This window comes from Arenimonas sp. (assembly GCF_035312645.1).
Lineage (GTDB): Bacteria > Pseudomonadota > Gammaproteobacteria > Xanthomonadales > Xanthomonadaceae > Arenimonas.
In genome coordinates, this window is sequence record NZ_DATGBO010000023.1 from 1 (window position 1) to 21,837 (window position 21,837).

At 65.1% G+C, this 21,837-nt stretch carries 22 protein-coding genes; 3 read left to right on the top strand and 19 right to left on the bottom strand.

Annotation, left to right across the window (positions count from 1 at the left end; all coding sequences use genetic code 11):
- Positions 1-1,247 (top strand): alginate export family protein (locus tag VKM35_RS01860; protein ID WP_324317760.1); only part of this gene is annotated, 1,247 nt, incomplete at its 5' end.
- A 30-nt stretch (positions 1,248-1,277) separates the two neighbouring features.
- Here VKM35_RS01860 and VKM35_RS01865 read toward each other — a convergent pair.
- From VKM35_RS01865 to ybeY, 16 genes are all read right to left on the bottom strand, one after another.
- Complete coding sequence (locus VKM35_RS01865) at positions 1,278-1,850, bottom strand: SCO family protein (RefSeq protein WP_324317762.1); 573 nt, start codon at positions 1,848-1,850, stop codon at positions 1,278-1,280.
- Positions 1,851-1,860: 10 nt separating this feature from the next.
- Complete coding sequence (locus VKM35_RS01870) at positions 1,861-2,631, bottom strand: formylglycine-generating enzyme family protein (RefSeq protein WP_324317764.1); 771 nt, start codon at positions 2,629-2,631, stop codon at positions 1,861-1,863.
- A 2-nt stretch (positions 2,632-2,633) separates the two neighbouring features.
- The gene (nirK, locus tag VKM35_RS01875; RefSeq protein ID WP_324317767.1) at positions 2,634-4,133 is read right to left on the bottom strand and encodes a copper-containing nitrite reductase; all 1,500 of its coding nucleotides are present in this window, start codon (positions 4,131-4,133) and stop codon (positions 2,634-2,636) included.
- A gap of 92 nt (positions 4,134-4,225) precedes the next feature.
- Complete coding sequence (locus VKM35_RS01880) at positions 4,226-4,627, bottom strand: SirB2 family protein (protein ID WP_324317769.1); 402 nt, start codon at positions 4,625-4,627, stop codon at positions 4,226-4,228.
- 4 nt (positions 4,628-4,631) lie between these two features.
- Positions 4,632-5,867: an NnrS family protein gene (locus VKM35_RS01885; protein WP_324317771.1), complete on the bottom strand. Its 1,236-nt coding sequence runs from the start codon at positions 5,865-5,867 to the stop codon at positions 4,632-4,634.
- 82 nt (positions 5,868-5,949) lie between these two features.
- A complete protein-coding gene (locus VKM35_RS01890) occupies positions 5,950-8,223 on the bottom strand; it encodes a nitric-oxide reductase large subunit (RefSeq protein WP_324317772.1) in 2,274 nt (757 codons plus the stop codon).
- Between the two features lie 107 nt (positions 8,224-8,330).
- The gene (locus tag VKM35_RS01895; protein WP_324317774.1) at positions 8,331-9,083 is read right to left on the bottom strand and encodes a helix-turn-helix domain-containing protein; all 753 of its coding nucleotides are present in this window, start codon (positions 9,081-9,083) and stop codon (positions 8,331-8,333) included.
- Between the two features lie 22 nt (positions 9,084-9,105).
- The gene (gene hemN, locus VKM35_RS01900; protein ID WP_324317776.1) at positions 9,106-10,500 is read right to left on the bottom strand and encodes an oxygen-independent coproporphyrinogen III oxidase; all 1,395 of its coding nucleotides are present in this window, start codon (positions 10,498-10,500) and stop codon (positions 9,106-9,108) included.
- A gap of 95 nt (positions 10,501-10,595) precedes the next feature.
- Positions 10,596-11,090 (bottom strand): hypothetical protein, encoded by a 495-nt coding sequence (locus tag VKM35_RS01905; RefSeq protein WP_324317778.1) that lies wholly within the window; start codon positions 11,088-11,090, stop codon positions 10,596-10,598.
- A 26-nt stretch (positions 11,091-11,116) separates the two neighbouring features.
- Positions 11,117-12,097, bottom strand: coding sequence for an NAD-dependent epimerase/dehydratase family protein (locus tag VKM35_RS01910; RefSeq protein ID WP_324317780.1), 981 nt, complete (start codon positions 12,095-12,097; stop codon positions 11,117-11,119).
- Positions 12,098-12,135: 38 nt separating this feature from the next.
- Complete coding sequence (locus tag VKM35_RS01915) at positions 12,136-13,131, bottom strand: glycosyltransferase family A protein (protein ID WP_324317782.1); 996 nt, start codon at positions 13,129-13,131, stop codon at positions 12,136-12,138.
- Positions 13,132-13,139: 8 nt separating this feature from the next.
- Positions 13,140-13,961 carry a glycosyltransferase family 2 protein gene (locus tag VKM35_RS01920; protein WP_324317784.1) on the bottom strand — a complete coding sequence of 274 codons (822 nt, stop codon included), beginning with the start codon at positions 13,959-13,961 and terminating at the stop codon, positions 13,140-13,142.
- 122 nt (positions 13,962-14,083) lie between these two features.
- Positions 14,084-15,088, bottom strand: coding sequence for a magnesium/cobalt transporter CorA (gene corA, locus VKM35_RS01925; RefSeq protein WP_414636532.1), 1,005 nt, complete (start codon positions 15,086-15,088; stop codon positions 14,084-14,086).
- Between the two features lie 39 nt (positions 15,089-15,127).
- Positions 15,128-16,348 (bottom strand): DUF4105 domain-containing protein, encoded by a 1,221-nt coding sequence (locus VKM35_RS01930; protein ID WP_324317786.1) that lies wholly within the window; start codon positions 16,346-16,348, stop codon positions 15,128-15,130.
- Complete coding sequence (locus tag VKM35_RS01935) at positions 16,335-17,189, bottom strand: HlyC/CorC family transporter (RefSeq protein ID WP_324317788.1); 855 nt, start codon at positions 17,187-17,189, stop codon at positions 16,335-16,337. The genes VKM35_RS01930 and VKM35_RS01935 overlap by 14 nt, the downstream gene beginning before the upstream one ends.
- A 114-nt stretch (positions 17,190-17,303) precedes the next feature.
- Positions 17,304-17,774 (bottom strand): rRNA maturation RNase YbeY, encoded by a 471-nt coding sequence (gene ybeY / locus VKM35_RS01940; protein ID WP_324317790.1) that lies wholly within the window; start codon positions 17,772-17,774, stop codon positions 17,304-17,306.
- Between the two features lie 250 nt (positions 17,775-18,024).
- Here ybeY and VKM35_RS01945 point away from each other — a divergent pair, with 250 nt between their 5' ends.
- Positions 18,025-18,582 carry an ester cyclase gene (locus VKM35_RS01945; RefSeq protein ID WP_324317792.1) on the top strand — a complete coding sequence of 186 codons (558 nt, stop codon included), beginning with the start codon at positions 18,025-18,027 and terminating at the stop codon, positions 18,580-18,582.
- 124 nt (positions 18,583-18,706) lie between these two features.
- On the opposite strand, the gene VKM35_RS01950 is transcribed toward VKM35_RS01945, so the two are convergent.
- From VKM35_RS01950 to miaB, 3 genes are read right to left on the bottom strand one after another with little or no spacing between them, the layout of a single operon-like run.
- On the bottom strand, positions 18,707-19,678 hold the full coding sequence (locus VKM35_RS01950; protein WP_324317793.1) for a PhoH family protein: 972 nt from the start codon (positions 19,676-19,678) through the stop codon (positions 18,707-18,709).
- Positions 19,675-20,022: a hypothetical protein gene (locus tag VKM35_RS01955; protein ID WP_324317794.1), complete on the bottom strand. Its 348-nt coding sequence runs from the start codon at positions 20,020-20,022 to the stop codon at positions 19,675-19,677. Before VKM35_RS01955 ends, VKM35_RS01950 begins: the two co-directional genes overlap by 4 nt.
- 37 nt (positions 20,023-20,059) lie before the next feature.
- Positions 20,060-21,466: a tRNA (N6-isopentenyl adenosine(37)-C2)-methylthiotransferase MiaB gene (miaB, locus tag VKM35_RS01960; RefSeq protein ID WP_324317795.1), complete on the bottom strand. Its 1,407-nt coding sequence runs from the start codon at positions 21,464-21,466 to the stop codon at positions 20,060-20,062.
- Positions 21,467-21,585: 119 nt separating this feature from the next.
- Between miaB and VKM35_RS01965 the strand changes: the two genes are divergently transcribed.
- On the top strand, positions 21,586-21,837 hold a 252-nt coding region (locus tag VKM35_RS01965; RefSeq protein ID WP_324317797.1), incomplete at its 3' end, for a DUF4124 domain-containing protein.

Here is a 21,837-nt window from a genome sequence, read left to right on the forward strand (position 1 = left end):
GGGAGCAAGTCATGGCCATGAAGACACGACACACGTTGTGCATGTTGTTGCTGGCAGGCGGAGGCCTTGCGAGTCATCGCGCGCAGGCGCAGGCGGCGCCGCTGCCAGCGAAGCCGGCGCCGGCAAAGCTGTTGTTTGATACCCGCCTGCGTTGGGAAGAGGTCGACGACGATTTCTTCGCCCGCCGCGCCGACGCCGCGACGCTGCGCCTGCGCCTGGGATATCGCACGGCGCAGCGCTCCGGTTGGAGCGGCGTTGTCGAGTTCGAGGGCACCACCCATCTTGGCGGCGAGCGCTACAACAGCAGCGACAACGGGCGCACCGCCTATCCCGCCATCAGCGACCCCGACAACGCCGAGATCAACCAGGCCTACCTGGACTATGCGCCCTCGTCGGCATCGCACCTGCGCCTCGGTCGGCAACGGCTGCAGTACGACAACCAGCGCTTCATCGGCAACAGCGGCTGGCGACAGAACGAACAGACCTTCGATGCCCTCGATGCGCAGCATCGTTTCGCCAATGGACTCAGCCTGCGTTACAGCTGGCTCGGTCGCGTGCAACGCGTGTTCGGCGCCGACAATGGCAACGCCAACCTGGCGCGCTGGCAGCTGGACGCGCATCTGCTGAGCGTCGCGCATGCGCTCGGGCCGGGAACCCTCACCGGCTACGGCTATTTCATCGAAAACCGCAGCCTGCCGCTCACGTCGCACCGCGACCTGGGTCTGCGCTATGTCGCCGCCGGTAATTTCCCCGCGAACAACGACGTCGCTGCGCTGGGTTGGACGCTCGCGGCCGAACTGGCCCACCAGGGTCGCTATGCGCATGGCAGCAGCGTGATCGGCGCGCGCTATTCCTTGCTCGAGGCGGGTCTCGTCTGGCGGGGAAACAGTCTGAAAATAGGCAGGGAAGTGCTCGGCGGCGATGGCAGCTACGCGTTCCAGACGCCGCTTGCGACCTTGCATGCGTTCAATGGCTGGGACGATCGTTTCCTCACCACGCCGGCCAACGGCCTGCAGGATCGCAGCATTGGCTGGAGCTACAAGCGCGGCAAGGTGACGACGAATCTGGTCTGGCACGAATTCCGCTCCGACCATGCCCGCATCGACTACGGCAATGAATGCGATGCCTCGGTGTCATGGGCTTTCGCGCCGCATTGGAACGGCATGCTCAAGCTGGCGCAGTTTCGTGCGGGCAATGTCGGTGCCGATGTCGGCAAGCGCTGGTTGAGCGTCGAATACACCTACTGAGCGAACAGTATCGGCGGGCCGCCGCCTGCGTCATCGTCCGGGCTGTGCCAGCGCCTTGTGCACGGCAGCGAGGAAGGCCGGATCGGGCGCGGCCCCCATCTTCTCCGTCTGCGCGACGATGCGGCCTTCGGCATCGAGCAGCAGCAAGCGGCTGGTGTGATTGAAGTCGCCGTTGGCGAGGCGGCGATAGCGCACGCCGAGCAGTGCCGCGAGCTTGCGCACGCTGTCTTCGTCGGTGCGTGCCAGCGTCCAGCGGCTGCCGTCGAGGTGACGCTTCTTCGCCAGGGCTGCGAGCGCCGCCGGCGTGTCGCGGGCCGGATCGATGCTGACCAGCATCACCTGCAGGCGCGCGAGCTCGCCCGGTGCAAGCGCGTGATCGACGCCGAGACCCGTGTCGATCAGCAGCGGGCACATATAGGGACAGGAGCTGTAGAACATGCCGACCACCTGCACGCTACCGCGGCGGTCGGCGAGATGGAAATTGCGCCCGTCCTGGCGGGTGTACTGGCCCGACGATTGCAGTATCGAATCCGGCGGCAAAGGTGCGGCTGCGAATGCGAGCACAGGAATGAGCAACAGGGAAAAAAGGCAGGCGCGTTTCATCGAAGATCCTTCAAGGCAGGTCGCGGGCGCAGCGGAATCCGAGGCTGGAGGTACTGTTGACCGCTTCGAGCGAGGACAGCATCGCCACGCGCATCAACACGGCGTAATTTTCCCGGTCGTCCATCGACAACGCGCCGGCGCCGCAGAATTTCGCCAGGTCCGGATCCGATTGCGTGCGGTTGTCGCCGGACACCAGCATCGCCGCATAGTCCTGTGTCCATTCCCAGATCAGGCCATGCAGGTCCTGCACGCCGTAGACGTTCGCCGGGGATTTTCCGACCGGCGACATCGGTGCGTTCGCCGGGCGCGCATACCAGCCCAGGATTGCTTCGCGCCATTGCGGGTCGGCGCGCGCATCGCGGCGCGTGGCGTCGGCCGCGGAGGTGTATTCCCATTCCGCCCAGGTCGGCAGGCGCGCGTTCTGCGCTTCGCAGAACGCCGTGGCGGCGAACCAGCTCACCTCGGTGACCGCTTGCTGCGGCAATGCCGTGGCGCCCGGTTGCAAGGGCGCCGACCAGTGCGCGAGGTAGTGGCCGCGCTCGGCGAATATCGACGGCACGCGATCGCGCCGCCATTCCGGATGGCGGCGCACGAACGCGAGGAATTCGCCATTGGTCACCGGCCGCTTCATCATCGCGAATGCCGGTACCTGGCGTTTGCCGTTGCCGTCTTCGTAGCGGATCACCGATTTGTATTCGCCGGCGGGAATGCGCACATAACCGCCATCGGCCCGCGCCACGACCGCCAACAGCAACAGCAGCGCGGGTGCGAAGCGACGCATCGTCAATGCGCCGCGCCCTGCGGCCGCGGCGTGCTGGCGCGGACGCGGGCAACATCGGCGGCGCTGACGCGACCACCCTTGTTGCCCCAGCTGTTGAGCACGAAGGTGAGGATGTTGGCCACCTCGTCGTCATTGAGCTGGCTCATCGGCGGCATCACCGAATTGAAGTTGTTGCCGTTCACCGTGACCGGCCCGGAGAAACCGTTGAGCACGATGCCGAGCGCGCGGTGGGTATCGGCGGCGAGGAAATCCGATTTCGCCAGCGGCGGGAACACGTTCGGGATGCCGGTGCCGGTGGGCTGGTGGCATACCGAGCAGGTGCCGTTGAACAGGGCGCCGCCGGCCTGCACCTGCTGTTCCAGCGTGAGCGCGCCGGCGGCATTGGCGGTGGCTGCCGCCGCTACGGGCGCGGCACTGACCGCCTTGTCGCCGAGGTAGACGCTGTCGACTTCCTTGCCCGAATACACCGCCTTGTTCTCCGGCCCTTCGATCTTGATCATGCCGAGCGCGCCCTTGTTGAAGGCGCGGAACAGCGAATGGTCGACGATGACGCCAGTGCCGGGGATTTCGGTATGGAATTCGACGATCGCCGAACCGCCGGCGGGCACCAGGGTCGTCTGCACGTTTTCCTGGAAATGCGTGCCGCCTTCGGTCCAGACCTTGTCGAAGATCTCGCCGATCACATGGAAGCTGGACGTGAGGTTGGGGCCGCCATTGCCGACGTACAAGCGCACGGTCTCGCCGACCTTGGCCTGCAGCGCCTTGTCGCCGAGCAGCGATCCTTCCGAGCCGTTGAACAGCACGTAGGTCGGGTTCTCGTCGATCGCCTTCTGCATGTCGAACGGTTGCGCGCCTTTCTCGCGGTACTTGCCCACGGTGTAGAAATCGCCCTGCATCACGTAGTACTCGCGGTCGACGTCCGGTAGCCCCTGCGGCGGTTCGACCAGGATCAACCCGTACATGCCGTTGGCGACGTGCATGCCGACCGGGGCGGTCGCGCAGTGATAGACGAACAGTCCGGCATTGAGCGCCTTGAAGGTGAACTGCGAAGCGTGCCCGGGCGCGGTGAAGCTCGATGCCGCGCCGCCGCCCGGACCGGTGACGGCATGCAGGTCGATGTTGTGCGGCATCTTCGAGTCGGGATGGTTCTTGAGATGGAACTCCACCGTGTCGCCCTGGCGCACGCGGATGAAGCTGCCCGGCACCGTGCCGCCGAAGGTCCAGAAGGTGTATTTCACGCCTTCGGAAATTTCCTTCTCGACTTCACGCACTTCCAGTTCGACGATCACTTTCGCGGGCGTGTGGCGATGCGTCGCTGGCGGCACCAGCGGCGGCGAGGTCAGTACCGCGTGGATCGGTTCGCCCTGCGGCGGACCGAAGTCGCCCGCCGCCGAGCCGCCGGTATCGGCCGGTATTTTGGTTTCCGGAAGCGGTGCCTTTGCCTGGCAACCCGCCAGGAGGACGACGGCCGCGAGCAGCGAGACGGTGGCGTGGCGTTTCATGTGATCTCCCCGGGTAGCAATGTCAGACGATCTTTTCGGCCACGTTGCGCCGTCGACGGGCGCGACGCATTGATCTGCATCAATTGCAGCGGTCAGGACGCCAGCAGCCGGAAGATTCCCGCAGGATGGTGGGCCACGGCCACGCTGATGATGAAGCCGTAGACCAGCAAGGCTGCGGCAAACGCCAGGGCGCGCTGGCGCGGACTGCGACCGCGTTTGAGCGCGATCGAGCCCAGTACCACGTACACCGCCAGCAGGCAGACCTTGGTGGTCAGCCAGGCATCGACGAACGGCGCCTGGTGCAGGATCGTCGCCAGCATCAGCGCCGCAGTCAGCAGCACGCTGTCGATGCCGTAGCTGAGCAGGCGCAGCGGCAGCGCCATCGCCCAGCGCCTGCCGGCGAGCACAAGCAGGCCGCGCAGGAAGAACAGGCCGCCGCTGGCGATCACGGCGGCGATATGGATCCACTTGATCTGCAGGTAGTACTCGATCATCCGTTCAGTCCGGTTTGCCGTCCGCGCGCGGGCGCAGATAGATCGCCAGCGAACGCAGCACCCAGGGCGTGAAGGCAACCAGCCAGAAGATGCCTGCGACGGCCTGCCAGGCGAGCGCATCGACGCGCACCTCGGCGACGATGCGCAGCAACGCGACCGCCTGCACCAGCACGAAGGCGAACGTTGCTGTCGGTCCCAATTCCAGCACGCGGCCCGAGTGTCCCTGCGTGACGCGGGTAACCATCGCCACCAGCAGGCTGCCGAAGTAGCCGATGAACAGCGCGTGTGCCGGCGCGCGTCCGAACAGGTATTGGTCGGTCGCGGCGAACCACAGGCTTTGCCCCGCGTACATCGCGAACGCGACCGGCAGCCAGGCGAAGCCAAGCAGCAGCACGCGCAGCAACGCCGGCATCGTCGCGCTGCGCGGCCACCAGCGCACGAGCAGGAACAGGCACAGCGCCGCCATCGGCAGATCGCACAGCCACAGCCACGCGTAACCGTGCACCAGCTCCAGGCCCAGGTGCGCGAGCGTCAGAAACCAGAACAGCGCCAGCGCCGGCATCGGTTTGAACGGGCGGTAGTCCGGCAGCGCGACGCTGGCGAAGAACGGGATCATCCGGTGGTTCACGGTGAAGTAGACCGGCAGCAGGAATCCGAACGCGGCGAACTTGATCGCCGCGAACATCAGGCGGGGATTGCCGGTGAACAGATAGGCGAACACCAGGCCGAGGCCGATCAGTCCGAAAAACAGCGCCGCCGCGGCGCTGATCGCATGCCAGGTGGTTTTGCTTTCCTGCCACAGCAGCGACAACAGGATGACCAGACCAACCAGCCAGCCGGTGAAGGTGAGCAGCAAGCCCAGATAAAGGCAGGATGGAATACCCCAGAGCCCGACCAGGGTCAGCAGTTGTCCGCCGAGCAGGCCGAAGCCGACCGGCACGTAATGCCAGCGCACCAGCGCCGGCAGCGACATCCAGCGCGGAAACACGGTCATCAGGAAGCCGAAGATGAAAGGCGGCAACACCTGGTATTGCATCACCAGCGCATGCATCCAGCCCGCGGGGATCGCCGGTTGCGGCATCGCGAACTGCGGCCAGCGCGCGTTGACCAGCCACAGCGTCCACCACGCCATGGCGAGCAGGACATTTCCGGCGCCGACGAAGAACAGCAGTCGGTGCGGCGCCGCCGCCAGCAGGCGCGGCGAAAACGTGGTGCTGTCGACGCGCAAAGGTGAATCCATTGTCACTGCTTCCCGGTCGATAGCTGCAGGCGGCGCGGCATCGCAACGAGTGCGACGCCGCGACGGTCTTGCGACGACATCCTCAGGTTTCCGGCAGCGCCGCACCCAGTGCCTCGGACTGGCGGCGTGGCGCCAGCCACAGGCGCAGCACGAACCACGACAGCGTCAGCGCACCCGCCGCGAACACCGTGTCGCCGGGCACGCGCATCCATACCAGCACATCGATGATCGGCCGGCCCATGAATTCCGCCGAGCGCGCATACCAGTAGCCATGTTCGAGCACGGCGTTGAGCTGCAACAGGCCGAGCGGCAACAGGGTGAACAGCGCCATCATCGACAGGCCGGCATTCAAGGTCCAGAAGCTGATCCGCAGCGGCTTGTCCTGCCAATGCACGTCGGGCAGCAAGCCGCGTACGCAAAACAGCATCAGGCCGATGCCGAGCATGCCGTACACGCCCATCAGCGCGGTGTGGCCGTGCAGCGCCGTCAGGTTGAGTCCCTGCATGTAGTAAAGCGCGAGCGGCGTGTTGATCAGGAAACCGAACAGCCCGGCGCCGACCAGGTTCCAGAACGAGACCGCGATGAAGAACATGATCGGCCAGCGATAGCGTGCCATCCACGGTGTCGCCTGGCTGTGGTTCCAGGTTTCGTAGGCTTCCATGCCGATGAAGGCCAGCGGCACCACTTCCAGCGCCGAGAACGATGCGCCCAGCGCCACAACCGCCGTCGTGGTGCCGGTGAAGTAGAGATGGTGGAACGTACCGAGCACGCCGCCCGCCATGAACACGACCGTCGCGAACAGCACGTTCACCGTCGCCGTGCGCCCGCGCACCAGTCCCAGCTTGACGAACAGGAAGGACATCACCGCGACTGCGAATACCTCGAAGAATCCTTCCACCCAGAGATGCACGACCCACCAGCGCCAGTACTCGACCATTGACAGGTGCGTGTGCTCGCCCCACATCAGGCCGGCGGCGTAGAACAGGCCAATCGCGATTGTCGACAGGAACAACAGGCCGACGATCGAGGACATCTCGTCCTTGCGCACCAGCGCCGGCCAAAGTGCCCGACCCATCAGCAGCAGCCAGAGCATCAGGCCGACGAACAGGAAGGCCTGCCAGAAGCGACCGATGTCGACGTATTCCCAGCCCTGGTGACCGAACCAGAAATTGTTCGCAAGACCAAGCTTTTGCATCACCGCGAACCATTGCCCGGTGAACGCACCGACCACGATCAGCACCAGGCAGCCAAAAAGGAAGTTGACGCCCGCGCGCTGCCATTTCGGCTCATGACCGGAAATCGCCGGTGCGATGTACAGCCCGGTGCCCAGCCAGGCGGTGGCGATCCAGAGCACAGCCAATTGCGTGTGCCAACTGCGCGTCAGCGAATAGGGAAGGATTTCGGCGAGCTTGAAGCCGTAGAACTCGCGGCCCTCGACCTGGAAATGCGCCGTCGTCGCGCCCAGCAGGATCTGCACCAGGAACAAGGCCAGCACCAGCCAGAAATATTTCGCCGTCGCTTTCATTGACGGCGAGATCGTGATGCCGCGCAACGGGTCGTTGGCCGGCGGCGTCGGCGCGATGTCCTTGCCGTGGTAGACGGCGTAGTGCCAGCCGAGCAATCCGATGCCGGCGAGCATGAAGAGCACGCTGAACACCGTCCACAGGAAGGCACTGGGTGTCGGTCCATTGCCTACCAGCGGCTCATACGGCCAGTTGTTGGTATACGAGGTTGAGCCGTCGGGGCGGTTCGCCACCGTCGCCCATGCTGTCCAGAAAAAGAAGCCGGTCAGCTGCCGCCGATGCTCGTCGCTGTCGACGGTGCCGTCCTTCATCGCATAGGTTTCGCGCAGGGCGGCGGTCGCCGGGTCGTTGCTGAAGAGACTTTCGTAATGCGCGGCGACTTGCGCCATCGCCTCGGCGCGTTCATCGGCGATCGTCAGCGTGCCGCTGCGCGAGTCGTAGCCGTTGCGACGGATGTCGGGCTTAAGCTCGGCCTGCAGTTTCGCCTGCGTGCCGGCATCGAGCTGCGCGAACGCCACGCCGAATTGCCGTTGTGCGCGCAGGTCCAGCCAGGCGACCGCTTCCCGGTGCAGCCAGTCGGCGCTCCAGTCGGGCGCCACCAGCGCGCCGTGGCCCCAGATGGAACCCAGCTGCTGGCCACCGAAGCTTTGCCAGACCATGCGGCCGGTTTCGATGTCGGCGCGGGTGTAGAGCGTGGTGCCGCTCGCCGTGACCACGCGCTCGGGCATGGGAGGCGCCTGGCGATGGATCTCGCCGCCCATCCACAGCAGGACGGCGAAGGTGGTTGCAAGCAGGGCTGCCAGGCACAGCCACAATTTCCGCGTTTGGCTCATGACGCCTCTCCACAAAGGGGATGACGCCATGCTCGCCGCCGCCGCCGCGGGTTGCCCTGACCCAGATCAAGTCCGCCCGATTGCGCGCGACGCGGACGCGGATCTGCTCAGTCGCGCAGCACCGCGCGTGCCAGTGCCTGCAGGCGCGCGGCATCGACGATTTCCAGTTCGCGACGATCGACCTGCACCAGGCCTTCGTCCTGGAAGCGGCGCAGCACGCGGCTGACGGTTTCCGGTGCCAGGCGCAGGTAGTTGGCCATGTCGGTGCGCGCCATCGTCAGGTGGAAACGGCTGGGCGAAAAGCCGCGCTCGGCGTGGCGGCGCGACAGCGACACCAGGAATGCTGCCAAGCGCTGGTCGGAGGAATAGTCGCCGGCCAGCAACGCCGCCTTGCCGATGTCCTGCGACAGCAGGCGGAACAACTGCGCCTGCAGGCCGGGAAGGCGCGTCGCCAGCATGGCCATCTTCGGGAACGAGAACCGGCACAGCATCACCGTGTCCAGCGCCACCGCATTGCACGGATAGCGCGCGTGGTGAATCGCGTTGAGGCCAATCACTTCGCCCGGCAGGAAAAAGCCGAGTACCTGTTCCTGCCCGGCGGGATCGAGCACGTAGGTTTTCACCGTACCGGCGCGCACCGCGGCGATCGCGGTGAACGCGTCGCCTTCGCGAAACAGGTGCTCGCCCTCATGGAAGGGGCCGACGTGTTCGACCAGCACGTGCAGGTCGTTGAGCGAAGCTTTGTCGAAACCCTGCGACAGGCAGGCGGCGGAAAACGCGCAAGTGCTGCAAAAGCGCAGCGCATCGCCATCGTCGGCGATCGCCGACGCGCGCGGGCGGCCGAGGGCGGGATCGCTCATCGCATCACTCCCGGGGCCCTGCTCAGATCATCTTCGAGAAGCGGGCCGGTTCGGAGCGAGGCTGGTGCAGGTAGCGGTCGAAGCATGCGGCGATGATACGCAGCAGCAGGCGTCCGCGTGCCGTGGCCCGGATCCGGGTCGCTTCGATCGTCACCAGACCGTCGGCGGCGAGCGATTGCAGGCGCTGCAGGTCCTCTTCGAAATAGGTCGCGAAGTGGATGCCGTGGCGTGCCTCCAGCGCGGCGATGTCGATCTCGCTGCGGCACATCAGTTGCTGGATGAGATCGGCGCGCAGCACGTCGTCGGCCCACAGCATCATGCCGCGCCAGACCGGCAGGCGGCCGTTGTCGATGGCGGCCTCCCAGGCGGGCAGGTCGCGCGGATTCTGGCTGTAGCTGTCGCCGATGTGGCTGATCGCACTCACGCCCAGGCCGATCAAGTCGCAGTCGGCGTGCGTGGTGTAACCCATGAAGTTGCGATGCAGGCCATCGTGTTCCTGCGCCAGCGAAAGCTCGTCGTCCGGCAGAGCGAAATGATCCATGCCGATGTAGCGGTAGCCGGCCAACGACAGCTTTTCGATCGCTAGTTGCAGCAGGCCGAGTTTCGCTTCCGGATCGGGTAGCTGCGACGCGTCGATCTGTTTCTGCGGGCGGAACAATTGTGGCAGGTGCGCGTAGCTGTACACCGCCAGGCGGTCCGGTCGCGCGGCGATCACGGTATCGAGCGTGCGCCCGAAACCGGCGGCGGTCTGCGCCGGCAGGCCATAGATCAGGTCGACGTTGACGGAGCGGAAGCCATGCTTGCGGCAGGCATCGATCACCGCCAGGGTTTCTTCCACCGACTGGATGCGATTGACTGCCGCCTGCACGACCGGATCGAAATCCTGCACGCCCAAGCTGGCGCGATTGAAGCCGAGGAAGGCCAGCGCTTCGATGTCGCTGCTGCCGACGCAGCGCGGATCGAGCTCGATGGAAAAATCGCGTTTCGGCGAGCTGCTGAAATGGAAATGCCGGCTCAGGCTCTCCATCATTTCGCCCAGCTGGCTGGCATTGAGGAAGTTTGGCGTGCCGCCGCCCAGATGCAGCTGCACCACGTCGCGATCGCGATCGAACAAGGGCGCCACCATCGCCACTTCCCGGACCAGTCGCGTCAGGTAGACGTCGGCACGGGAGTGGTCGCGGGTGATCACCCGGTTGCAGCCGCAGTAGAAACACGGGCTGAAACAAAACGGCACGTGCACATACAACGACAGGCGGCGCGGAATCGGATCGCCGTTGCTGAGTTTGGCGGCTTCGCGGAAGTCGCTTTCGCCGAACGCGCTGCTGAATTGCGGCGCGGTCGGGTACGAGGTGTAGCGCGGACCGGGGCCGTCGTAACGGCGCAGCAGGTCGGCATCGAAGGGCGGGATGGCGTTCATGCCCGAAGGCTAGCCGCCGCAGGACACGGCGGCCTTGACGCCGATCAAGCCGGGGCGCTGAAGGCGCGCCTGGCAGGCTGCCTGCCAGGGCGGGCTCAGTGGACGCTGAAAGCCAGTTCCCACGACGGCTTGCCGTCGATGTCGAACACCAGCGAGTACGCGCCGGGCGCCCAGCCGGCGTCCGGGTGGTAGTCGAAAATCACTGGCGTCAGGCCTTCCACCGCGGCGGCTTTTTCGGCCTTGTGGATTTCGGTGCCGGCCGCGTCCTTCCAGTGCAGGACCACGGTGGTGCTGGCGGTGTGGCCGTCGAGCATGATCTGCGCATAGACGGTATCGCCGGCGGCGAAATCCTTGATGTCCTTGGGCAGCGTGCCGGTGCTGGCATTGATGTGGTCGCCGGTAACGGCGAAGGCGGCGCTGACCGTGCTCACCACCGGCATCGGGGTCGGTGCCGGCGTCGGTGCGATCGTGGCGGCGGGTTCTGCGGCAGCCGGCGCGGGTGTCGGCGCAGCCTCGGGTTGGCAGGCGGCGACGAGCACGGCCAGGGTGAGCAGCGCGGGCAGGGCGAGACGCGGGGTGTTCGGGATCACGACGGGGCTCCGGAGCAGGGGATGGGTCAGGCGGTGGTGAGGGCGAGCGTCGGGCGCATCGCGGCGGCGACATCGGCGATGGTCCGGCGCAGCGGCGTCGATGGCGCGTAGCCGATCATCCGCGCCAGGCGCGAGCAATCGGGCACGCGACGTTCGATGTCCTGGAAGGAATCGCCGAAGACATCGCGATGGCTGATGTGCTGCACCGCCACGTTCGCGCCGACGACATCGTTCACCAGCGCGGCGAGGTCGTTGATGCTGATCTCTTCGTTGCTGCCGATGTTGAACACCGCGCCGTACGCCGCCGGCGTGGCCAGCAGCAGCGACAGGCTGCGCACGACATCGTGCACATGCGTGAAGCAGCGCGACTGCTCGCCGCTGCCATGCACCTGGATGTCGCGGCCGGCCAGCGCCGCTTCGACGAAGCGCGGCACCACCATGCCGTACTGGCCGATCTGGCGTGGGCCGATGGTGTTGAACAGGCGCGCGACCACGACCGGCACGGCGCGCTCCTTGAAATAGGCGATCGCCATGAACTCGTCGACGAGTTTCGCGCAGGCATAGCCCCAGCGATCGATCTCCGACGGTCCGATGCAGGGGTCGTTGTCCTCGCGCAGCGGCATCGTGGTGATCTTGCCGTAGACCTCGGAGGTGGAAGCGATCAGCACGGGCGTTCCGTCGCGCGCTGCCGCCTCGAGCACCGCATGGGTGCCGTTGACTGCGACCTCGAGCGTGCGGATGCGCTGCGTCATCACCCGCTGCACGCCGACGGCGGACGCGAGGTGATAGACGCAGTCGGCGCGGGCCACGTGCTTGGCGACCAAGGCCGCGTCGGTGACGCAGCCGCGGATGAAATCGACGGCTCCCGCGGCGATCGGTGCCTCGATATTGCGCAGGTGACCCGTGGACAGGTCGTCGAGGACGGTCACCGTATCGCCGGCGGCGACATGGTGGTCCAACAGATGGGAGCCGATGAAGCCGGCGCCGCCGGTGATCAATACGTGCATGGGGAAATCCGGAACATGAGCGGAAGCAAAGGGGCGCGTCAGGCGCGGCGGAAGCGCGCGACCATCGCGCCAAGGGCGTTGCTCAATCGCGGGTAGCGATCAAGCAACCGGTAGATGGTATCGGCACGCCGGTGCAGGAAGCGGTGTTCAGGCGCTGCGATGGCTGCCAGAGGCTGCCCTGCCGGCGCCGGGGGCGGCGACAGCGCCGCCTGCAATTCCTGCCATTCGCTACGGGTGATGGTCATGCGCAGTGCTTTCTGGTCGCGCGCGATCAGTGTGCGCGCACGCGCCAGCGCCGAATCGTGGGCGGTATCGGTGGCTTCGCCATCCCAGATCGTATTGCCCGGATGGATACGATATTCGGCGACCGGGAACAGGCGCTCGCTGGTTTCGAAAGGCCCGATGGTGGCCGCGCGCAACAGGAATTCGTAATCCTCCAGCGGCACGTGTTCGTCGGAAAAACGCAGCACGTCCGCGGGCAGGCGCGCGCGCGCCAGCACGTAGCTGTGGATCGGAATGAAGTTGTCGCGGAACAAATCGAAACGGCGCGAACCCCAGGCGAAAAAACCATCCTGTTTACGCCGGATGAAGTAGTAATCATCGAGGGCGTCGAGAAAAGCCAGGCGCGTGCCACCGACCGCGAGTACGGCGTCGGGACGCGCACGCAGGCGGGCGATCAGGCGTTCGTAACCGCGCTGGTAAACGATGTCGTCGTCGTCGAGAAACGCCAGGAATTCGCCGCGCGCGGCCTTGGCACCTTCGCTCAGCAAGCGCGCACGGGCATCGAAACCCGGCGCCGCCGGCACCGCGAGCACCTGATGGCTGACGCCATCGCGCCAGGGCTGCCGCGCCAGAGTTGCCTGCGCCGCCGCGAGGAATTCCGCGCTGGGTGCCTGCAATGCCAACACCACGTCGAGTTTTTTCCAGTGTTGGCAGGCCAACGAGAACAGAGCTTCGTCGAGCATCGGCAGACGCGCGATCGACGCCGAGCGGACGACGACGCTGAGTGTGTCGGTGAGCAACGCGTCGTTCATCGCGGCGCTCACCAGCGACCGGGCGCGTAATGCGCTGCGTTGACGAAATCGCTGACCAGGTAGTCGGCCTGGCGCAAGGCCGGCACCGGCGGCAAGGCCGGCAGGTCGTCGATGCTGCCGGCGAAACCCTGGCGCATCATCTCGGCCTCGACGCGCTGGCGTTGGCTGGGATTGCCCCATTTGTGCGCGAAATAGCGCTGGCTGACCAGGTTGAAGCGCAGGCGCAGGGCATCGGCGGGCCGGCCGGCGACGTCATGCGAGAACAGCGCCTTCGGCGCCAGCTTGACCTTGAGTCCGGCGGCGCGTGCACGCCAGGAATAATCGATGTCTTCCATGTACAGGAAAAAATTTTCGTCGAAGCCGCCGATCGCCGCGTACACCGCCCGCGGCACCAGCAGGCAGGCGCCCGAGGCCCAGGACGTGTCCAGCGTGCGGCGGTCGTAGAGCTTGGGATGTTCTTCGGGAAATTGCCGCGCCTCGACCAAGGTGGCGGCGTGGCGGCTGGCGACGCTGGCGAGTTCGCGCAGGCAATCGGCATGGAAAGCGCCGTCGGGATTGGCGCAGACCACGGCATCGACGCCCGGATCCTCGAAGCCCGCGTGCAGGAGGCGGTTGACCGCGCGCGCGAAGCCGACATTGCCTTCGCTGGGCAGCACGCGCGCCGGCGCGCCTGCCGGCAACGGTACCGGATCGCCGTTGTGGATCACCAGCACCGTCACGTCCGCGGGCGTGAAGTCCGGGCCGGCGCTGCTCATCGCCAGCGAGCGGAAAAACGCCGCCAGCTCATCGGGCTCGTTGTTGAATGTCACCAGTCCGATCGTCAGCCGCATCGCGGGGTCCCTTGCAATTCAAGAACGGCCGCGGCGACGCGGCCGAACCATGGCCCGCGCAACGTCGCGCAGGGCCCGACAAACTGCGCAATGCCCGCGAGATTGTCAACGCCGAGGCGCATTTACAGCCATTTGGCGCGGCGCAGCGCGAAGTACAGGACGACGCAGATACCCAGGGTGATGGCGATCATCGCCAAGTAGCCGTAGGGCTCGTCGAGTTCGGGCATGTGATGGAAATTCATGCCGTACCAGCTGGTCAGCAGCGTCGGCGCGGCCAGCAAGGACGCCCAGCCGGCGAGGCGCTTGACGATCTCGCCCTGCGCCACCGTCACCAGCGACAGGTTCACCGACATCGCCGCGGTCAGCATCTCGCGCATGGTGTCGACAGCTTCGTTCACGCGCACCACATGGTCGTGCACATCGCGCAGATAGACGCGCACTTCCTTGCGTATCAGCGTCGGGTGGAACTGCATCAGCTGGTTGAGCATGTCCTGCATCGGCGATGCCGCCAGACGCAGCTGCGTGAGGTCGCGCTTGAGTTCGTACAATCGGCGCACGGTCTCGCGGCGGTAATCCTCGGCGAAGATGTCCTTCTCGAGTTCGTTGAGCTCTTCCTGGAATTCGTTGACGATCGGGAAATAGTTGTCGACCACGGCATCGAGCACGGAATACAGGCCGTAACTCGGGCCGAGCTTCATCAGGTTCGGGCTCTTCTCGCAGCGCTCGCGCGCCGGACTGAAGGTCAGCGAGGCGCCGTGGCGCACGGTCAGCAGATAGCGCGGGCCGATGAAGATATGCGTCTCGCCGAATTCGATGTGGCCGCTGACCACCTGCGCGGTGTGCAGCACCATGAACAGCGAGTCGCCGTAGAGTTCGATCTTCGGACGCTGGTGCGCTTTCAACGCATCCTCAACCGCGAGCGGATGCAGGCAGAATTCTTCCTGCATCTTCAGCAGCAGCGGTTCGTCGGGTTCGTACAAACCGACCCAGACGAAGCTGGCGTCGTCGACCGCGAGCACGTCGCTGATCTGTTCGAGGGTGATCTCGGTCTTGCGCTTGCCGTCGCTGCAATACGCGACGACGTTGCGGACCATCGATGACTGCGGCGGGGCTTGGGCGCTATCCATCCCGGCATCATCGGCCAGCGTTGCCGCGCGCCGCAAGCTTTAAGCGCGTTTCGGCGCGAAGGTCCGGGCCAGCGCCCAGTGCAGGGGTAGCAGCAACAGCACCCATTCGACGTTTTCCTGCGGCCGCGACGGCAGGAATTTCAGGAAGCCGGCGATCGCCGCCGAACCCGCCAGCAGCCACAACAGAAGACGGAACGAGGGCGGCGCCGGCTTGCCGAACAGCACCGCCAGCGCACCCGGCAACAGCAACAAGCTCAATGGGCTGAGCAGCAACAGATTCTCGTTGCCGTAGCCGAATACATGCGCGCTGCCGAACCAGATGAACAGCATCAGCGCGCCCAGCACGCCGGCGAAAAACCAGAACGGCAGCGCCAGCGCCGCGAGCAGGCGCGGCCGGCGTTTGCCGATCCAGAGCGTGACCAGCGCCAGCGCGATGCCGATGAACATCGCCGGCACGCGCCAGCGCGGCATTTCCGTCGGCGGCAGCGACAGGTGATGCGGCAGCAGTATCGTTTCTTCGGCGACCAGCGGTCGACCATCGGCACGTTTGCTTTCGCGCAGCGAATCGCTCAAACGCATCGGAATGAAGGCTTCGTCCCAGCGCGACAACGGTTTGTCGGCGGCGCCGGAAAGTCCGACGTGGAAGCCGAACGCCATCCATTTCGCCGGCCAGGCCAGACGCACCGATTCGCTGCGGTAGGTGTTGCCCTGCGAGCGTCCGGTCAGCTGCGCCTTGAGGTTTCCAGCGAGCGCGGTGTCGAGCATGTCGCGCACACGCGTCGAACAGTTGGCGAGGAAATAATCGTAGGTGTAGCGCGAGTTTTCCGGTTTGGCGTTTTCCGCCAGCGCATTCGCCAGTGCCGTCGCCTGTGCCGGATCGAGATCGATGCGCTGGTCGATCACGCCGCGACCTTTCGCTTCGTAACCGGCGAGATCCTCGGCCAGCGGCAGCGCTACCAGCTGGTAGCGCATTTTTCCGTGCACGAAATTGCCGATGAAACCCGGCTCGGAGGGATCGAAGAAACCGAAGTTGTACGAGGTCGACGTGCCGCTGGTCGGATCGGTGACGACGATCGCATCGTGGCCGAAGCGCTCCCAGAATTCCTCGCCCGGCGCCATCGTGATTACGTCGATGCGTGGTGCTGCGATGTCTGGCGCGGTGACGGTTGCCAGCGGCGCTGCAGCGGCTGGCGTCGATTCCGCCTGCCCGGCGCCAGCGGAAAGCATTAGCGCCAGCAGCGCCGATTCAATCAGGCGCATGCACGTTGACGACGAAGGAATGCACGCGGCGGCGATCGGCGCGGCCGACGCGGAAATGGAAGCGGTCGATGGTGAGTTCTTCGCCGGCTTCCGGCAGGTGGCCGATCGCAGCATTGATCAGGCCGCCGATGGTGTCGTATTCGTCGTCGGGGAACTGCGCACCGAATTGCTCGTTGAAATCGCTGATCGGCGTGAGCGCATCGACGGCGAACTGGCCGTCGGCCTGCGCGGCGATCATCTTCGCTTCGTCGCCGGCATCGTCGTGCTCGTCGTCGATCTCGCCGACGATCTGTTCAAGCACATCCTCGATGGTGATCAGGCCGGCGACGCCGCCATGTTCGTCGACGACGATCGCCATGTGATTGCGCGACAGGCGGAATTCCTTCAGCAGCACGTTCAGGCGTTTCGACTCCGGGATCAGCACCGCTGGGCGCAACACTTCGCGCACCTGGCCGGGGCCGCCGTCGGCGACGATGCCGCGCAGCAGGTCCTTGGCCAGCAGGATGCCGAGGATGTCGTCCTTGTCGTCGCCATGTACCGGGAAGCGCGAGTGGCCGGACTCGACCACCATCTTCATCAGTTCCAGGAAGGGTTCGTCGGCGGGCAGGGACACCATCTGCGAGCGCGGGATCATGATGTCGCCGACCTGCAGCTCGGACACGGCCAGCGCGCCCTCGAGCATCTTCAGGGTGTCGGCGCCAACCAGGCCATTGGCCTGGGCGTCGCGCAGGATCTCGACGAGGTCCTCGCGGGTCTGCGGTTCGCCGGAAAAGGCCAGGCTCAGGCGTTCGAGCCAGGAGCGCCGTTCCGGCGCGGAAGTACTGTCGGAGTCCTCGGACATGATTCTGGGGCAGGCGCCGATCGCGGCGGGGGGCCAGTTTAGCGTAAAGCCATGACCGGTCTGTGCCGGATCGGGCTCATCGCCTTGGTCGGCCCCGTTGTTGCAGGAACCGTGTCAATCCTCGGAGTAAGGGTCGTCGATGCCCATGCCGGCGAGGATCTGCCGCTCCAGCAACTCCATCGCCTCGGCCTCGCGGTCGTCCTCGTGGTCGAGGCCGAGCAGGTGCAGCACGCCGTGGATGGTGAGGTGGGCGTAATGCGCGGCGAGCAACTTGCCCTGCTCGCGCGCCTCGCGCGCCACCACCGGCGCGCAGATGACAAGGTCACCGAGCAACGGCAGCGTCACGCCCTCGGGCAACTCGGCAGGAAAACTCAACACGTTGGTCGCGTAATCCTTGCCGCGGTAATGCCGGTTCAAGGAGCGGCCTTCCTTGGTGTCGACCAGACGGATCGCGAGATCGGCCTTGCGGATGCGCCCCGCGCAAGCTGCCGCGGCCCAACGCTTGAAACTGACGGCGGCCGGCAGGCCAAGGCGTGGCAAACCATAGCTCACGCTGACATCAAGTTGGATCGGTCCGCGGGTCATGCGAGGGCATCGTCGGAGGGACGGCGCATCGTAACGCTGATGGGGGGTGTGGGGAATGCCCGACCCGCAGGCCGCGATAGCTGCGGGCATGCCGGATGTTTGCAGCCATCGCGTCGCTTCTCGTTTGAGTTTGGCGGCAAACCACTGTGGTCGTTCCGATTGTGGCCCCACAGCTCCGGAGTTAGGCTTCAATTGCGGCGTCGCTGCATATCGTGTTCAAAGTCGGCGTGTTAGCCATCGGAGATAGATCATGATTGCCAATCAATTGAGGACACGTTCCATGTTGGCCAAAGCGGCGGCACTCACAATCGCGCTTTGCTTCGCTTCACCCGTCTTCGCCAAGGACGATGCGTTGGCTCGCTACAGGGCGGCGGAAAAACTTGGCCATGCTGAGCTGAAAAAATTCGATACGTTGGACTTTGATGTGTACACGAACCAGAAGTGGGCTCGCTTCTCCGAGAGCCACGACAAAAATATTCTCGTTCACTATCCGGACGGTCACACGACTCGCGGGCTTGAGGCCCATATTGCCGAGCTGAAGCCCCAGTTCGTTTTCGCCCCGGATACTCATATCAAAGAGCACCCGGTAAAAGTTACCAACGGGGAATGGACCAGTGTCATTGGCGTCATGGAAGGCACTTTCAGTCAGCCGATGCCAACAGGTGACGGCAAGACGATTGCTCCCACCGGAAAGAAATTCAAACTGCAAATGGTGACAGTCGGCCACTGGAAGAATGGCGTCATGGATGAGGAGTACCTCTTCTGGGACAACCTGGCCTTCATGAAGCAGATCGGGCTGGCGCAGTAGGAAGAACGGGCTCAGGTTCACTTCTGTCGGCGCCTTGCGCCGTAAGTGAATCTGAGCCACCCCGGACTTCAGCCCCTTTTTTGTCGCCGCGCATCGCGCTCATGAGCGCTCCTACGAAAGTGTGTCAACTCTCGTGATCGGTGCGGCCATCGCGCAGGTCGTAGGCTTCGACGATGCGGGCGACCAGCGGGTGTCTTACGACGTCGCGGGCAGTGAAGAAGGTGAAGCTGATGCCTTCGACGCCGCGCAGCACATCGAGCGCGTCTTTTAGTCCGGATTTCTGCGTCTTGGGCAGGTCGATCTGCGAGAGGTCGCCGGTGACGACGGCGGTGGAGCCGTAGCCGATGCGGGTGAGGAACATCTTCATCTGTTCGATGGTGGTGTTCTGCGCTTCGTCGAGGATCACGTAGGCGTCGTTGAGGGTACGGCCGCGCATGTAGGCGAGCGGCGCGATCTCGATCACATTGCGCTCGATGAGCTTGGCGACTTTTTCCACGCCGAGCATTTCGTAGAGCGCGTCGTAGAGCGGACGAAGATATGGATCGATTTTCTGCGCGAGGTCGCCGGGCAGGAAACCGAGTTTTTCGCCGGCTTCCACCGCCGGGCGCACCAGCAGCAGGCGTTGCACGCGCGATTCGTTCAGCGCTTCGACGGCGCTGGCGACGGCGAGGAATGTCTTGCCGGTACCGGCAGGGCCGATGCCAAAATTGATGTCGTGCGTGGCGATCGCGTGCAGGTAGTTGGCCTGATTGGCGCCGCGGCCTTTGACGAAGCCGCGCTTGACCTTGATGGTGATGTCCTGCGGCTCGAAACCGCCGGCGTTGAGGCGGTCGACGTTGGCGGCATTCATGCGCAGATGGATCTTGTGTGGATCGAGCAGTTCGGTGGCGGTGTCGTCGTACAGGCTGCGCAGCAGGCGCTCGGTGCTCTTGATCGCGTCGTCGTCGCCGGTGATGCGGAAGATGCCGGCGCGATTGCCGATCTCTACGCCCAGGCGCAGTTCGATCTGGCGCAGGTGTTCGTCGAACGGACCGGCGAGATTGGCGAGGCGCTCGCTGTCCTCAGGTTGCAGGGCGAATTCGCGATGCGTGGTCATGCTCGTGGCGTGGTCGCCGGTTCGCGATCCGAAAAAATGGCCGCCAGTGCCAAACCCCAGCCCGCGCAGGCCAGCAGCATGCGCAGGATGCTGAAACCGGCCGCGGCCATCGGAAGGCCTTCGGCGGCGCCATTGCTGGCCGCATGCGTGGCCCAGTACTGGAAACCGAAACCGAGGATCACCTGCACGATGCCGGCGACCATCGCTGCTGCGGCGAACAGCGACACGCGCGGATGTTTTTGTTGCCGCGATACCGCCATCACCAGGCCAACGATCAGCAGGATCAGGATGGGCAGCGAAGTCAGCTGGCTCAGCAGCGAATAGATGCTGTTACTTGAACTCATCAGGATCGTGCTCCGGTTGTGGAAGTGGTTGCGTGTGTCAGGCAGAAATCGCCTCGTCGACGATGACACGACCACGCAGCGAATTGGCCATCACCTCGGTGATAACGACATCGACGAACTGCCCGATCATGCGCGGGTCACCGATGAAGTTCACGTAGCGCATGTTCTCGGTGCGGCCGGTGAGCTCGCTGGCGTCGCGGGTGCTGGTTTTTTCCACCAATACGCGTTGCGTAGTGCCGAGCATGCCTTGCGCGATCGCGCGGGCGTTGTCGTTGAGCAGCGCTTGCAGGCGCTTGAGGCGTTCGTGCTTGGTCGCTTCGTCGGTGTCGTCGGGCAGGTTCGCAGCGGGCGTACCCGGGCGCTTGGAATAGACGAAGCTGAAACTCTGGTCGAAACCGACATCGCGGATCAGGTTCATCGTCGCTTCGAAATCGCGCTCGCTCTCGCCTGGGAAGCCGACGATGAAATCCGAGCTGATGCAGATGCCGGGCTTGGCTTCGCGCAGGCGGCGCAGCTTGGCCTTGTATTCGAGCGCGGTGTGGTTGCGCTTCATCGCGGTGAGGATGCGGTCCGAGCCCGATTGCACCGGCAGGTGCAGATACGAGGCGAGCTCGGGCACGTCGCGGTGCGCCTCGATCAGCGAATCGGAAAATTCCAGCGGATGCGAGGTGGTGTAGCGGATGCGGCCGATGCCTTCGATGCGGGCGATCGCGCGGATGAGCAGGGCAAGATCCGCCAGCTCGCTGCTGTCGTGCATCGGGCCGCGATAGGCGTTGACGTTCTGGCCGAGCAGGTTCACTTCGCGCACGCCCTGGGCGGCGAGTTGCGCGACTTCGACGATGACGTCGTCGAAGGGCCGCGAGATTTCCTCGCCGCGCGTGTACGGCACCACGCAGAAGCTGCAGTATTTCGAGCAGCCTTCCATGATCGAAACGAAGGCGGTCGGGCCGTCGGCGCGCGGCTCGGGCAGGCGGTCGAACTTCTCGACTTCCGGGAAGCTGATGTCGACCTGCGGCTTGCCGGTGCTGCGGCGCGCGTCGAGCATGTCGGGCAGGCGGTGCAGGGTCTGCGGGCCGAACACCAGATCGACCTGCGGCGCGCGCTTGATGATCGCCGCGCCTTCCTGCGAGGCCACGCAGCCGCCGACGCCGATCACCAGGTTCGGGTTGGCGGCTTTCAGGGCTTTCCAGCGGCCAAGCTGGGAAAAGACTTTTTCCTGGGCTTTTTCGCGGATCGAGCAGGTGTTGATCAGGATGACGTCGGCTTCGGACTCGTTCTCGGTGAGTACGAGGCCGTGTTCGGCGGCGAGCACGTCGGCCATCTTGGTCGAGTCGTACTCGTTCATCTGGCAACCGTGGGTCTTGATGAAGAGTTTGCCGGTTGCCGGACGCGTGGCGGCCGGTGCGCCGGGGGCAGGCGGGTTGGGGGCGGAAATCCCGGTCATGGCGCTTAATCCGGTCGGGAGGAAAGGGCCGTTAGTGTAGGCGGACGGCTGCGGCAGAGCTATCGATATCGGCTGTAAGTACTTGGAATTTCAGAGGGAAGGGTGGAAACTCCGGCCCCATGGGGAGCCGCCACCTGCTTTTGCTGTTGAGTCTGTGCGTCGCCGCACCGGCGACCGCGGGCACGCTGTATCGCTGTGTCGGTGCCGATGGTGTGCCCAACTACACCAGCAAGCGGGCATCGGGCGCGGTCTGCTCGGTGGTTGCGCAGACCGCGTACACGCCGCCGGCGCGAACATCGCCGGTGCTGATACCCGCTGCATCGTCCGGCCCTTCGGCGACAACACCCGCAATCGCAGCGACGACCGCGACC